General features: G+C 58.7%; 11 protein-coding genes and 2 pseudogenes. 8 read left to right on the top strand and 5 right to left on the bottom strand.

The window, feature by feature from the left end:
* Window positions 1-53: 53 nt before the first annotated feature.
* The 3 genes and pseudogenes from kdgD to uxuA all read right to left on the bottom strand — a co-directional run.
* Window positions 54-959, bottom strand: coding sequence for a 5-dehydro-4-deoxyglucarate dehydratase (kdgD, locus tag FJ428_RS22710; protein ID WP_140825643.1), 906 nt, complete (start codon window positions 957-959; stop codon window positions 54-56).
* Between the two features lie 63 nt (window positions 960-1,022).
* Entirely contained in the window at window positions 1,023-1,775 is a 753-nt protein-coding gene (locus FJ428_RS22715) for a FadR/GntR family transcriptional regulator (protein ID WP_140880274.1), read from the bottom strand.
* 286 nt (window positions 1,776-2,061) lie between these two features.
* A pseudogene (uxuA, locus tag FJ428_RS22720) lies at window positions 2,062-2,802 on the bottom strand (mannonate dehydratase); the annotation flags it as partial.
* A gap of 121 nt (window positions 2,803-2,923) precedes the next feature.
* Here uxuA and FJ428_RS22725 point away from each other — a divergent pair.
* From FJ428_RS22725 to FJ428_RS22745, 4 genes and pseudogenes are all read left to right on the top strand, one after another.
* Window positions 2,924-3,084: pseudogene (locus FJ428_RS22725) on the top strand (mannonate dehydratase); the annotation flags it as partial.
* A 686-nt stretch (window positions 3,085-3,770) separates the two neighbouring features.
* Complete coding sequence (locus FJ428_RS22735) at window positions 3,771-4,304, top strand: sigma-70 family RNA polymerase sigma factor (protein WP_140880277.1); 534 nt, start codon at window positions 3,771-3,773, stop codon at window positions 4,302-4,304.
* Complete coding sequence (locus FJ428_RS22740; protein WP_140880278.1) at window positions 4,291-5,076, top strand: hypothetical protein; 786 nt, start codon at window positions 4,291-4,293, stop codon at window positions 5,074-5,076. Before FJ428_RS22735 ends, FJ428_RS22740 begins: the two co-directional genes overlap by 14 nt.
* A gap of 705 nt (window positions 5,077-5,781) precedes the next feature.
* On the top strand, window positions 5,782-5,976 hold the full coding sequence (locus tag FJ428_RS22745) for a hypothetical protein (protein WP_140880279.1): 195 nt from the start codon (window positions 5,782-5,784) through the stop codon (window positions 5,974-5,976).
* A 452-nt stretch (window positions 5,977-6,428) separates the two neighbouring features.
* Here the strand turns inward: FJ428_RS22745 and FJ428_RS22750 are convergent, their stop codons facing one another.
* Window positions 6,429-6,854 carry a hypothetical protein gene (locus tag FJ428_RS22750; protein ID WP_140825569.1) on the bottom strand — a complete coding sequence of 142 codons (426 nt, stop codon included), beginning with the start codon at window positions 6,852-6,854 and terminating at the stop codon, window positions 6,429-6,431.
* 349 nt (window positions 6,855-7,203) lie between these two features.
* On the opposite strand from FJ428_RS22750, the gene FJ428_RS22755 reads away from it, so the two are divergent.
* The 4 genes from FJ428_RS22755 (at window position 7,204) to FJ428_RS22770 (ending at window position 14,043) form a co-directional block, all read left to right on the top strand.
* Window positions 7,204-9,174 (top strand): EAL domain-containing protein, encoded by a 1,971-nt coding sequence (locus tag FJ428_RS22755; RefSeq protein WP_224519016.1) that lies wholly within the window; start codon window positions 7,204-7,206, stop codon window positions 9,172-9,174.
* Window positions 9,175-9,599: 425 nt separating this feature from the next.
* Complete coding sequence (locus tag FJ428_RS30775; RefSeq protein WP_246675636.1) at window positions 9,600-9,836, top strand: SDR family oxidoreductase; 237 nt, start codon at window positions 9,600-9,602, stop codon at window positions 9,834-9,836.
* A 170-nt stretch (window positions 9,837-10,006) separates the two neighbouring features.
* Window positions 10,007-10,906, top strand: a complete 900-nt coding sequence (locus FJ428_RS22765) for a class I SAM-dependent methyltransferase (RefSeq protein ID WP_224519014.1) — start codon at window positions 10,007-10,009, stop codon at window positions 10,904-10,906.
* 515 nt (window positions 10,907-11,421) lie between these two features.
* The gene (locus FJ428_RS22770) at window positions 11,422-14,043 is read left to right on the top strand and encodes an EAL domain-containing protein (protein WP_224519013.1); all 2,622 of its coding nucleotides are present in this window, start codon (window positions 11,422-11,424) and stop codon (window positions 14,041-14,043) included.
* An 82-nt stretch (window positions 14,044-14,125) separates the two neighbouring features.
* On the opposite strand, the gene FJ428_RS22775 is transcribed toward FJ428_RS22770, so the two are convergent.
* Window positions 14,126-14,491: a response regulator gene (locus tag FJ428_RS22775; protein WP_140825698.1), complete on the bottom strand. Its 366-nt coding sequence runs from the start codon at window positions 14,489-14,491 to the stop codon at window positions 14,126-14,128.
* Window positions 14,492-14,499: the final 8 nt, after the last annotated feature.

Consider the following 14,499-nt stretch of genomic DNA (forward strand, 5'->3'; position numbering starts at 1 on the left):
ACAGTGACACTCCACGCGACAATGCCATCCGCTCGCCGTCGCACCGCCGATGATCAGTTGCGCGCGGCCTCAATAAGCCCGCGCAGCGCCTCGCGTTCGTCTTGTGTCAGATTGACGAGCGGCGGACGCACGGGCCCCGGCGTATAACCTACGAGATCGACGCCAGCCTTGATGATCGAAACAGGGTAGCCGGGCTTGCGGTCGCGCAGCGCTGCAAACGGGAAGAAGAAGCTGTGAAGGATTTCCTCCATCATCGTCCGGTCGCCGGAACGCATCGCGCGATAAAAGCGCAGGGCCAGTTCGGGTACGAAATTGAAGACCGCCGATGAATAGGTGGTGACCCCGACGCCGTTGAACCCTTCCGCGAAAAGCTCATGCGTCGGCATACCGCCTATGTAGCAGAGCCGGTCGCCCAGCTTGGCGGTGATGTGGCGCACCAGATCGATCCTGCCGGTGCCGTCCTTGAACCCGATCAGGTTCGGGCATGCTTCCGCCAAGCGCGCCACAGTATCGGCGCTGGCGACGGAATTGGCCCGGTTGTAGAGAATGACGCCAAGGCGGGTCGAATCGCATACAGCCTTGACGTGAGCGAAGATGCCGTCCTGCGGGGCTTCCGCCAGATAGTGGGGCAGGAGCAGCATGCCATCGGCTCCCGCCGCTTCGACGATTCTTGCCGTCTCCACTGCGAGCGCCGTGCCGTAGCCGCAACCGGCGATAATCGGGACATTTCCCGCGGCTTCTTTTGCCGCGGCGGTAACCTGCCCCACCTCGCTAGGCGCCAGCGAGAAGAATTCGCCGGTGCCGCCGGCGGCGAAGAGCGCCGCTGCCTCATAGCTGGAAAGCCGCTCCACGTGCCGGCGGTAACTGTCGAGATTGAGCTCAAGATTCTCGGTGAAATGAGTAACCGGGAACGACAGCAGTCCTGAACCGACACGCGATTTTATCTCTTCCGGCGACAACGAATTTCCTCTCATCTTGTTCGTTCATGACCAGAAAATTCATATGATGACTTTTGAGATGAGTCAACCGTCCCCATCGGATTTCGGGGCCGGCCTCCACGCGGTCAGCGACCGGTAGCGCTTGATGCCGGTGACCAGATGTCGGCGCATCGCCTCACGGGCCCGGTCGGGATCGCGCGCCAGGATCGCATCGGCGATCTCGCGATGTTCCAGCAGGATCGGTTCGTCCCGGCTGGGCAGGGGATCGACGCCGCCCATCACCGAGCGGAACTTCACGCGCGGAATCATGCGACGCCCGACATGTTCGAGAAAGCTCCGGAAGCGAGCGTTGTTGGTGGCTGTGGCGATCGCCATATGGAACAGGAAGTCGGCCTCGGCGGTCGGTTCTCCCTGTGCAATCAGCGACGCGAAATGATCGACCTGCGCCTGGATTTCAGCCTCTTGAGCAGGGGAGCTCCGGGCCGCTGCAAGTCCGGCAGCCTCGACTTCGATGGCGATGCGCAGCTCGAGCTCCTCGATGATATCAGAAATCTTGTCGGTCTCGCCAGTGAACAGTTTCAGACCCGGATCGATCTGGCGGGGACCGATGACGAACACGCCGGCTCCCTGGCGGGATTCGACCAATCCGTCGGCGCGAAGGGCGGCAATCGCCTCGCGGATCACCGTGCGACTGAAACCGAACCGGTCGATCAGCGCGGGCTCAGTCGGCAGTTTGTCGCCGGGCGCGTAATAGCCAGCCTCGATCTGCGCCCGCAAGGCGTCCGATACCCGCGACGATAGCGAACGGCGCGGCCTTTGCCGACCTGAACGTTGCATGGCGCCTCCAGACGATCAATGCCAAAAGCCATCATATGAATCGGGGCCTATTCTCCGATGATGATCTTACGGGGGAATGGAGGATTTGTAAAACGGCAGCACCATTCCAGTTCTTGGTCAGTGCCGAGTGCGGGAAATCCGCGCCGGGTCTGTGAGGGCAAGCCAAACGGCTGAGCTGTTCGACAGCGACGCCGCGATGGAGCCCATTGAATTGCATCGCAATAATCGTCTTTTATAGAACATGCCATTCGATTGGACCCGATGTAATCGGCGCTCAGCGACACTATCAGGACGCTGGAGCGGCGGGAGTCCGGCTGATCTCACACACCAGACGCAGCCTGTCCGTGACCGTCGGCGGAGAGCGCTTGCTGCGAAGCCTACGCCCTTCCTCGAGCCGCCGCTTTTGCGCGCGTAGCAATATCGTAACCACGGCCACCATGTCGGTGTCGCCCCCCAAATGATCGGCCTCCATGAAGGAGCCGTCCGACTCCTTGGCCACATTGCGAAGATGAGCGAAATGGATCCGTTCGGCAAAACGCCCCGCGATCGCCGGCACGTCATTGTCCGCCCCTGCCCCCAGGGAACCGGAGCATAGCGTGAGACCGTTCGAGCGCGACGAAGCTGCATCAAGGATGAGGGCAATATCCTCGGCATTTGATACGATACGCGGTAAGCCGAACGATGGGCGCGGCGGATCGTTGGGGTGTACGCACATATTGATGCCGACCTCTTCGGCGGTAGGGATGACGGCAGCAAGAAAGCGCATGAAATTCTGCCGCAAATCCGCCTTCCCAATGCCGTGGTAGCGAGCGAGCGCCGCCTTCAGCCCCGGCACGTCATAGCGCTCGTAGGCGCCAGGCAGGCCGGCCATGATGTTGGCCAGCAAGCGCGAGCGGGCGCTTTCTGAAGAGGCGTCGAACCATGCTGTGGCTCGTGCCAGGATCTCGGGCGTGTGCTCCCTTTCAGCACCGGTGCGTTCGAGCATGAAGCAATCGAAGGCAGCATATTCGTGCGCATTGAAACGCAACGGTCCGGAGGGCGAGCAGGTCCAGAAGGAGTTTAGCGATGACCGGCCACAGTACCGATCTGGCGGCATACCGGACTCTGTCAGGCGAATGAGACCAACGGGCTTGTCGCGCTGGGCCCGCGACTGGCGCATCCCGATGCGGCCTGACCACGGTCACGAGTTGCTCGACGACGTCGGCAAGCTGACCCATCCTGGCTATCCGATGATCGGCCGCCTCAAGGGCTTGCCGAGTTGCGCGGCGTCATGACGGCCGTAGCAGCGCTGGAGCGCTTGCCACTCTAGCTGTACCCACCCCTGCCGCACGCCGCCGCATGAGGTGCGGACGAAACGATTCAAGAAAGCATGCTCAGCCCTGTTTGACTGGCCTAATGGGTGCAAGAGTAAGATCAAAGGTCGCCGGCAAAAGCGGGTGCGAGCTGCTGATTGCGGCTGTGGTGTCCGAATCGGCAGGCAGAATGATAACCATTCGCACCTGACGCCTCGGGAAGAGCGGTCTTCCCGCCCCCAGAAATACGATGGCGAGAGCGCATAGCGCCAGGACTGCGGCGAAGGTGTTTGCGATGAACTCGCCAAGTTGCATCACAATCTCGTAAGGGGCACCCGGTTAGACGATTACCCGAAGATACCGACGAACAAGGGATCTTATTCCACGGTGCTTCGCAAAAGGGCGGCAAAAAAGATCGATTGGAATGGAATAATATCGGGCACAGCTCAGTAGATGGCGCAAGAACGAGGGTGAACGGAAATGCGTGGCGCGTAAACTGATCGTCACGATGATACAGGGAGCGGTAGCGAGTGCTGGAGGGTGGCTTGCCTCTCGCAGCTTGCAGGCGGGAGGAGCACGCTCCCATCGGCCCAGCGGTTGCCTGTCCCTGTCCCTGACCGCTGGGCCGATCCTCGGGTTTTCGGCCGGCAGAGGATGAGTCCGAGCTGGAAATGGCGCTCGAGCCAACGCAGTATGAGACGGGATGAAAACGACGATCGACGTCATACCGCATCTGGAGGATCTTTGGCGTTACGGCCGGGTGCTCACAGGCAATGACTCTGACGCCGACGATCTGGTGCAGGAGGCTCTCGCCCGTGCGCTGTCGATGGCGGGCGGCTATGACACCTCCAGACCGCTGCTTCCCTGGCTGATCCGGATCGTTAGGAACACTTTTTTGACCGGCGCTAGCCGGGCCAATGCTGACCGACGACGCTTGGCGTCCGTCGCGGACACGTCCGACACGGCGTGGCCGCCTTCGCAAGAACATTGCGCCGAGCTCTCCAAAGTCGGAAGGGCGCTCGCGCGAATGCCGGCCGATCAGGCCGAAATACTCCATCTGGTTGGAGTGCTGGGCTTTACCTACTCCGAAGCGGCCGAACTGCTTGGACTGCCGGCAGGAACCGTGATGTCCCGGCTTAGCCGAGCTCGCGCTGCCTTGAAGCACAACATGGAAAATATGGACGATGGAGCTTCCCCTCATTTGAAGGTCGTGGGAGGGCGTCATGTGGCCCGATAATCGTGTTTCGCAAGAGGATATCGGCCGCTTGCTGGATGGCGAGCTGTCGCCGTCGCAGAGATCCGACCTGGAAACCAGGCTTGCCCGCGATCCGGAACAGGCGGCAGAGGTTTTTGCCCACGCGCAGCGCATGGAAGCGTTGCGCGAGTCCCAACCCCGGCGGTTGTTTCCGCCCAGCGTGAGCCTGAAGAAAGCCAGGCAGCTGGAGAGGGCGTTTCGCCGCAGGAAGATGTTCGCATTGCTCAGACTTCAAGTCGCGGCCGTCGCGCTGGTTGCGATCGGGTGGTCGGCCAACTCGCTGACCGTGCCGCTTCGCCAGGGAGGCAAGACAGCCGATGAGACCTTCATCCTGGCCGCCCGAGATGCCTTGCGGGTGGCACAACTGAATGCAGGTCCGGAGACGGGCACCGAGCCTAAGCAGGACAAGATCGAGCGACTGGTTGGCGCCGTCAACGTCAGCATGCCGACCCTTCCATCGGTGTGGGTTGTGAAGGATGTCCAAGTACAGCCTTGGAACGGACAGCAAAGCCTGGTCGTGACGGCCGACACACCAAGCGTCGGTCGGATCACACTTGTCGCGGCTCCGATGAACGGCGAGGACGCCGTTTCGCCGACCACAGCGACCGACGGTCGCGTCCCGACAGTCTATTGGCAATCGGGAGGCACAGCCTACGCCCTGATGGGCTCGGCCGCGCCGGACCGGCTTGAGGTGGAAGCAAAGCAAATCGAAGTGGCAACGCGAAGAAACGTCTCTGCGAAGATCAGGGGCTAAAAGGTTGGCAATGGCATGAGGTAAACAAATGCGCTCAGCAATTGGTCTATGGAACTCCGTACCGTTCGTGATCAGTTGGAAAGGTATAGGTTGGACTTGCTTTGATCGGTCGGCGACGGCCAGCGCGCCAATAGCAAAGACAGAACAATGAACGTCTTGTCATTCGAAAGGCGGTATTTTCCCGCCACGTGTCCTGTCTGCACCGGCACGGCGCTCGAGGCCGAGGTCACTCTTCGCAAGATCGAATTCCAATGTGCGTCTTGCGGAGGTTTCGAGATCACCTCCGCCGCGCGCTCTGCAATGAAAGGGCTGTCGCAGGAAAACCGTTCACTGTGGTTGTCGCAAGCTAGGCAACAGGGGGCCACGATTCCGCTGGTTGCTTGCGCAAACGAGACCCTCCTAACCGACCACTTTGATGAGACAGGCTAATGCGCCGGGTGACGGAGAGTACATTGCCGTTCTGCGAGACAGCGAGCACCAGAACTGGCTGCTCGGCGGTGAACGGTGTGGGCGGAACGGGACCGTCCTGGCGCATCAAGCAGCGGCTCTGCCCAGGTACTACCCGCACGGATCTCGCCTCGTCCTGGTGACGATAAGAGACAATTGGATCGTTGCGCTCCGGGACTACGGCGGCGCGGAAATCAGCCAAAACGCCAACGGAGGATCACGAGAAGGGCCTTGACTGCTGGGAAGAAGGATACGGCCATGCGGCACACCGATCTTCAGGCCGCGGCCATGCTACGTGCTTCGACGATAGCCTTTGATGTGCGCACTGAAACGGCAATTTCGGAAATCGCCGCCGAGATGAGCCTCGATCGGTTGGAGGTCATTCGCCTTGCGCTTCGAGAATGGCTGGCCATGCGCAAAAGCCTGCGCATTCCCTCGGACATCCCCGAGTAGTCCACTATCCATGGCTGACGCGAGCCATCCCGCACAGGCACGTCAAGGCCGGCACAGTCTGGACTCCTACGAGCCGATCAACGTCCTCAACCCCGTGGCCTCGATCTGGATTGTCGATGGACCTGAAATCAGGTTCGGCGTGGGCTGGCTGAAATTCCCCTTTTCAACACGCATAACGATCCTTCGGCTGCGCTGTGGCGAGATGGTCCTGCATTCGCCTGTGAGATCTTGCCCAAACTGCGATCGGCGCTTGGAATGCTGGGACCAATTCGATGCCTGGTTGCGCCGAACTCGTTTCAACGTTGGTGGCTGCCTGATTGGAAAGCTGCTGTCTCCCAGATATGCTGGTGGCCACCGGCACCGGCCCTTGATACCACGCTTCATACATGGTCAGCCTCCATTGCGACGGTCGCTCGGCATAGCGCTGCCTGGCGAAAGTCCAAGATCGGCAATCAACTCTTGGTGTTGTCCTGAGCTACACTGTTCGCCGGGATTGTGTCCATCGCTGCCAATTTGTCCGCACATAGATCTGCGGCGCCTGGCACATCCTTCTTCACGCCGGCCAGTTTGACCCACCCGCCGTCGCTGATGAAGCTGTCTCTCTGATAGGAAGACGTTCCCTTCAGCTTGGCCAGGTTGTCGCTCGCGTTGGACGCAGTGATGAATTTCTCCACACAAAGATTGGCCGCAAGTTCAGCCTTGGCCTTGATGGCGGATGTCTTCGCCATCGCCGATGCCGTCCCTGCCGTCGTCCAGCCACCGGCGGTGAAGCCGACGACCATCGTCAGTACAGCAGCACCCACTAGCGACCAAAACCAAAGTGTCTTGGAAGGTTGGTATTCGTCGAAGCGTTGCGACAGTGTTCGATCGGTTGTCATGGTTTCCTCCTTTTGAGATACGCTCTTCGTTTCAGCGTCATTTCCGCAGCTGTGGCCCGACAGTGGCCGGAATTCGAGCGATGATCGACAGGACAAGGCTCCCCGGCAGGATCGATCCAGTTCAGGAAACAGGGCAGGGGGATGCAGGGTCCGATTGGCAGCACTTTCGGGCGCGAGCACGTGCGCGCCGATCCTCTATCGTCCTCACGCATCTCCCGCACTCTGGCGCCTGAGACGACGTGCTTGAGCACCCGGAAATTTCCCAAAACGGCAAGAACGGACAAAACTTCACCTCGATGCTGCATATACCGAGGCTGCCGCCAAACTATTCCAAGCCTGGCGCGATTATGTGAACTCGCGGGCAGGCAATCAAGAATGGCTCGACGCCAATCTTGGCAGCTGGATGAAGACCTACTTCGGCCACGACGCCGCTTATATCGTCAATCCTGCCAATCAGCCGATCTATGCCTCCGTAGATGGTGCAAAGCGTGAGCCGAGCAGCTTGGCGAACATCTGGCCACCCACAAGCGCGCTGGTAAACGATCTGAGAAAGCGTCTGCGACGCGGCGACAGGGCCGGCACCTCGGATCGTGTGCTGACGATCGGAGCATCCGATATTGTTGTGGTCTCCGGCCGCCCCGCAATCATAAGCGTGAAGCCAATTGTGTCCGACAGCGGCGAGATAGAACAGGAGCCTGGCGAGGAGTTCCTGCACATAGCTGTGCGCTACCTCGATGATTCGCTGGTCCAGGAGCTTCAGAGCGACTACCTCCTCGACGGCCTGCGCTTTTCGTGGACCGCCGAAACCCTGCCCCGAGAGGCAAAGAGCCCGTTGACGAATTCGGCTGGCGATGTGCTTGGTTACTACGTCTGGGCACCTTACCGGCCTGGATCTGCTGTCTTCACATCCATTTGGCCGATCTTGTCGGCTCTGGTGGTTTTTGGAATCGCAGCCTGCTCCGGATTGGTGCTGGTACTGCGCCGCCGTTCCTTGTCCCTCAACAGAACCCAAGCGGCAATAAGACATCTGGCAACACATGACAGTCTGACCGGCCTGCCAAACCGAAACGAGTTCGACCACCGGCTGGAGGAGACGATCGCCGTTTCAAGGCGAGACGATCACCCAATGGCGTTGCTTTACCTGGACCTTGATCACTTCAAGCAGGTGAACGACACTTTGGGACATCCCGCCGGCGACCAGCTTCTGCGTGAGTTTGCCGACCGGCTCCGGCGTGCCACAGCTGAAGGCGACATCGTTGGGCGCCCTGGTGGCGACGAATTTACGATAATTCTGCACCGCACGCAGGATCTGGAGGAGGTCGAGCGTCTATGCACCAAGCTGGTCGAGAGCGCACGGCATCCGTTTGATCTTGCCGGAACGCAAGTGTTCATCGGCGTCAGCGTGGGTGCCGCGCTATGTCCGAACGACGGCAAAACAGCCGTCGAGCTCACGCGCAAAGCCGATATCGCGCTCTATTCCGCAAAGGCGAATGGTCGTAGCGGCTATGCCATCTTCAATGCTGAGATGGAGGCTCTGATTGCGCAGCGGCGTGAATTGGAACGCGACCTCCGCTCCTCTTTGGAATGTCCAGAGCAGTTCGAAGTTCATTACCAACCGCTCTTTTCTGCCAAGCAGCGCAGCGTCGAAGGCGTCGAGGCGCTCGTGCGTTGGAACCATCCTGTAAGAGGGCGAGTGCCGCCGGACGCTTTTATTCCGCTTGCCGAAGAATCCGGACTAATCGAGAGGATAGGCGAAATCGTGCTCAGGCGCGCCTGCCTTGAAGCCTCTGGTTGGCCGATCAAGACCGTGGCGGTCAACGTGTCGGCAGTGGAGTTGAAGAGTCCAAGCTACGCCGTACGTGTGGCCAATATTCTCATGTCGACGGGGTTTAGTCCTCAGCGGCTGGAGCTGGAAGTCACCGAAACAGCAATGTCTGACAAGGACGGCGCTGGGCAACACAATCTGGCGGCCCTTAGGCAGCTCGGTGTACGTTTCGCGCTGGACGATTTCGGCACCGGGTTTTCCTCACTGGGGCGACTGCAGCAACTTGACGTTGACCGTATCAAGATCGATCGCAGCTTCGTGCACGGATTTGGCTCGGCCACTGGCGACGAAGCGATCGTGCGAGCTATTGTCGGCCTCGCCAAGGCGACAGGATTGAAGACCACCGCGGAAGGCGTCGAAACCGCTGAGCAGAGCGAATTTCTCGGCGCAATCGGATGCGATGACTTGCAGGGATTTCTGCTCGGAAGGCCCGTTCCGGCCGCGGACATAGACGCGATCCTTGCAGGTCGCCCCAATAGCGTATGGCGCGCATAACCACCGTTTGCCAGTAGACCTCGCTTCCTTGGTAAAGCAGGGCATCATCGACTTCAGGTGATGACGGTGCTGCCGGGGCAGGCCAGGGCAGATGTAGGCGACCACCGGGACGAACGGGGCCGCTTTGCGGAAACCCGCAATTCGTGTTGCCGAGATGAGGTGCTGAGAGCAAGTTGTGGGGGATGCTGCTCACTTTTTCAGCCGCGGCCGGCAGAGGGCGACTGGAGCCTGCCTCATCACAGCCTGGTTCGCCATCCACCGCACCTATCCATTTCGCAGTGTTCGGAGTGCAAACGAACCCCCAATGCGGCAAACAACTCATCGAGACGCCCCTCCCGGATTAGCCTTGAGGGCCTGTGGCTCAACGCAGGCCTTGCGAACACGTTGCGGTCGACGAGATTGATGCGGCTTTCTTCAACCGCATGATGAACACCAAAGTTCGCGGACCAGTCCTCCAGCTCGCCGCTCTCAGCAACAACCTGAAGGATGGCGCTTCCGTGGTCGTGACGTCGTCGACCTCCACATATGAAGGCGCCGCCACGGCCAGCGTTTACGCGGCCACCAAGGGCGCTTTGATCTCCCTTTGCCGGTCCCGGGCATCGGCCTTGGCGACCCGGAGCATCAGAGTCAACGCGCTGGTCCCTGGCGCGATCGACAGATGAGATTCGATCGTGTAGGCGCGCGATGTCGCGGACGAGCTGAACCAGCTCTTCGTCGACCAACCTGACGTCGTCCTCAGAAGCCCCCGCTGTCTTGTCGATTATGGCCTTGCGAACTGGGGCACCGACCTCAGATTGACGCACGACCTTTTCGCTGCAAAGGTATTAACGACTTGTTTACCAAGCATCAGCCAGAGTTGACGATCGGAGCGGGCGTGGAATCTTTTCTGGGTACGAACCGCCTTAATTGGGATGATCGGGCCGAACTGCATTCGACTGACACAACCGGCAGCTACCAGATCGAAAACGTGCTCGCAGGGGGATCCAATCTCTATGAGCTCGAAACGAGAGAGGTCGGTAATATTGCCGGCAAGGATATCATCCATCTACAATGTCATATTGGGCTCGACACGATCAGTTTGAAGGGTCTCGGCGCGCGCAGCGTGACCGGCCTCGACTTTTCACCGACAGCCATCGCCGCTGCGCGAGATTTCGCTGCCAAGGCAGGCACCGACGTGCGCTTCGTGGAAGCGCCACTGTTCGAGGCAGTCGAAGCACTTGGCCGGACCTTTGACGTCGCTTACGTGACTTGGGGTTCGGTAAACTGGCTGGACGACGTGAGCCGATGGGCGCGAGTGGTTGCCGATCTCCTGCGACCGGGCGGCCGGCTCTACATGGCTGAGGGCCACCCGTTGATGTTCCAGTGTGATCGCAAGGCCGAGTCGCTGGAGTTGAAGCACGACTGGCGAACGCCCATAGCTCATCCGCTCGCCTGGAACGAGGAGCTTACCTATACCGGCGACGACCGGCGCTTGAAGCATCCTCGCTACTATGAGTGGATTCATCCAATAAGTGATGTCGTGAACGCCCTGATTTCAGCTGGGCTCACGCTCGATTTTCTGAATGAGCATGACACGGTTTCATGGCAGCACTTTTCATTTGCGGTCAGAGCCGGCAAGAATATGTATGGCTTGCCAACGAACTCTCCCAAGATTCCGATGGCCTATTCCATCGGCGCGACGAAGCGGGGCGTCGGTCCGATCCCATTTCTCGCTGCGCCTAAGGCGGTGTGACGGCATGGGTCCACTTTAACGGCGTCTGGGTCAGGTCCCTTCCAAGCTCAGAGTTCTTGCAGCCACGCTTTCAGTCGAGGTCAGCCGCCTCTTCCGAGCGCCGGTTGGTTGGGCTTTCCACGTTGATCTGCTTCCTTGGCGAACGCCCTAACTTGGAGCGAGGCCGTCTCCTGGTCTTGCGTTTGAGCCAGCCGCAGGGTGTAGCGCGAATGAGCGGCCCAGCGTTGCGGCCCGTCTGCACCCTCTTCGCCGGTCTTCTCTGATTGCGGTCAGCCAGATAGGCAAGGAGGTGTTTGTCGACGAGTCCTTTCAATCTCCGTGTCGTCGACAGTGTAAAGATCTCGGACGGACCGGCGGCGACCCGAGATGACATCAAACTCGTGTAAAGTTTTTCCAGGATTCTGAAGCTCAAAATTAATTAATGAAAGCTAGTGTTGTAGCGCGGGTCGATCCGAAACCTGAGCAACACAGGGAGTTCCACCCCATTGGCTCTTTTCGGCGCTAGGTTCGGCGGGATGAAAGATGCCGTTTTTTCTTCGGTGAATATTCCAGCCGCCATGGCAGTTTTGGTTATTGCCATCAGCGCAGCGTATGCGGACCATCAAAACAAAATCGTCTCGGACCAAGCCGTGCGCGCGGATGTCCTGGCCAAGGTCAATTTGATCCGTGCCAAACTGGAAGGTAACATCAACGGAAACCTTCAACTTGTGCATGGACTAGTCGCGACAGTCGTGACTGAACCCTATATGGGACAGCAACGCTTTGCTTCCCTCGCGAGGAACCTTTTTGGCGAAAACTCACAATTGAACAACATTGCCGGCGCGCCCGATCTGGTGGTTTCCTTGTTGTACCCGCTGAAGGGCAACGAGAAAGCGATGGGGCTCGATTACCGCAAGGATGATTGGCAACGCAAAGCCGCGCTAAGGGCGCGAGACGAGCGCAAGTTGATTCTTGCCGGTCCCGTCGACCTGAAGCAAGGGGGCCAGGGCTTCATCGGCCGTTTTCCGGTGTTCGTGTCGAGTGCGGGCGACCGTGAGAGATTTTGGGGTATCATATCCGCGGTCGTCGACGTGCAGCGTCTCTACAAGGCGAGCGGCCTGTTTGACGATGATCTCGGGATTGACATCGCGCTCATCGGTAGAGACGCCCTTGGTCCAGGCGGCGTTCAATTCTTCGGCTCCGAAAGCGTCCGAAAAAGGAATCCGGTGACAGCCGAAGTTCTGCTTCCGTCCGGTTCGTGGCAGATCGCAGCCACCCCTAAAAACGGCTGGCCTTCGACGCCCAGCAACGCTTGGCTCTTGCGCACGATTATGGCAGCGGCCGGGGCGCTGGTTGTGATCCCATTCCTCGTAGCAGGTCGGCTGCTTGGTGAAAGACAGCGCAATTATGCGGAACTGCGGCGATTGTCCAGACGTCTGGAACTCGCTTTGGAGGCATCAGCTATAGGCGTTTGGGAACATGATCTCGCGACCAATAACCTGTCGTGGGATGATCGTGTCAACGAAATATATGGCAAGCCCAGCGATGGAGGTCATCGCGGCTATTCGGATTGGGCGGGCGCAATTCACCCCTTGGATCTGGCTCGCGCCAACGCAGATTTCGACGGTGCTGTGGCGAGCGGCGGAACGTATTCGTCGGAGTACCGGATTGTCCGTCCAGATGGTGAAATTCGCTATGTTCGATCCAAAGCCACCATATACCAAGCCCTAAACGAGACGCCCAAGATGATCGGCGCCGAATGGGATGTAACGGCCGACGTCTTGCTCAACAGCGAGTTGATTCGCGCAAAACAGCTGTCGGAGACGAAAAATGCAGAACTCGAGTCGGCCAAGGCGCGCATAGAGCATATCGCGCTTCACGATTCCCTGACCGGTTTGCCCAACCGTCGTTACCTCGATCAGGTCCTGAAAGAGTATGCAGCAAAAACCACGCGAGGCTGCGGTTATGTGGGCCTGCTTCACATCGACCTCGACCGGTTCAAGCACATCAACGATACGCTTGGCCACGCCGCGGGTGACGCGATGCTGGTTCACGCGTCTGCTGTGCTACGATCCACGGTCGAGGAGGGGGGATTCGTCGCCCGTATTGGCGGCGACGAATTCGTCGTCCTTTGCACTGTCAAGGATATCAAGCAATTGGGGCTGCTGGCCGATAACATTATCAGTCAGATGAGCGAGCCTGTCTATTACCACGGCCACCGCTGTCGCTTTGGTGCTAGCGTGGGGATCGCAGTCGACAACGACAATGACATCGAAGCCAAGCATCTGCTGGTGAATGCCGACATCGCGCTTTACCAAGCAAAGACTCGTGGGCGCAATCGATATGATTTTTTCACGGAGGTGATGCAAAGCGAGATCGTCGACACCAAGCGGACTGCCGACGAAGTTCTCGGCGGCCTGGAGCGCAATGAGTTCATAGCCTTCTACCAGCCTCAATTTGACGCCAAAACCCTCGAAATCGTCGGCGTCGAGGCGCTTGCGCGGTGGAGACACCCAAAACAGGGAATCTTAGCCCCGGATGCCTTCCTAAGAATTGCCGACGAGTTAAATGTCGTCTCGATGATCGATCGATCAATACTGAATCAATCACTTTCAGATTTTGCAAAGTGGTCCAATGCAAATCTCAAAATACCACGCGTGTCGGTCAACGTTTCCGCTCGACGTCTGCAAGACGAAGAACTCATAACGAACTTGCGAGAGTTAAAAATCAAGAAGGGAACAGTTTCTTTTGAACTCGTTGAGTCTATCTTCCTAGATGGCAGCGATGATTTGATTGCTTGGAACGTCAATCAAATAAAAGAACTCGGTATCGATATAGAGATAGATGATTTTGGTACGGGATATGCCTCTATAGTCAGCCTGATCAAACTGCAGCCTCGCCGGTTGAAAATAGATCGACAACTGATCATCCCAATCGTCAGATCTTCACAACAAAGGCGGATTGTGTCGTCAATCATCGAGATTGGCAAGTCTTTGGGGATCGAGGTCATTGCAGAAGGTGTCGAGACGATGGAGCACGCCTGGATACTAAAAGATTTGGGCTGCGACATACTGCAAGGCTATGCCTTCGGTCATGCGTTGGATTCCGAGGGACTACAGCTCTTTGTTCAATCTCGGCGCCTGCGGGCAGTCAGTTAAACGTCAGACGCGGCGCGGCCTCGATCGGCGGCAATATGCAGCAATGGTGCGCCACCGCTTCCTTGCGTATCGGTTGTGACGATCAGCCTTTGTTTTCGAGCTCGTGCAAACCATTTTGAATGGCTTCGATGAGCATCGCCGTAGAGTAGGGTTTTTGAACCCAACCGAGTGGTCTTGCCGCTTCGGCCCGAAGCTTTACGTGGGGGTCAGCGTGCGCGGTTGCAAAGATGCACCGGATACCGAAGTCCCGGTACAGTTCCAACGCTGCATCAATTCCGTCCCGCTTGCCAAGCAAGCGGATATCCATCAGGGCAATCGCAGGGTGGGCGGAGCGCGCAATTATGATGGCCTCCTCGGCTGTGCTGGCGATCCCAGCCAACACGAAACCTGCATCGCGAAGACCAGCCTCGACGTCGAGGGCGATGAGATAGTCGTCTTCGACGATCATGATGGATG

The organism is Mesorhizobium sp. B2-8-1 (assembly GCF_006440955.1).
In the GTDB taxonomy this organism is placed as follows: Bacteria; Pseudomonadota; Alphaproteobacteria; order Rhizobiales; family Rhizobiaceae; genus Mesorhizobium.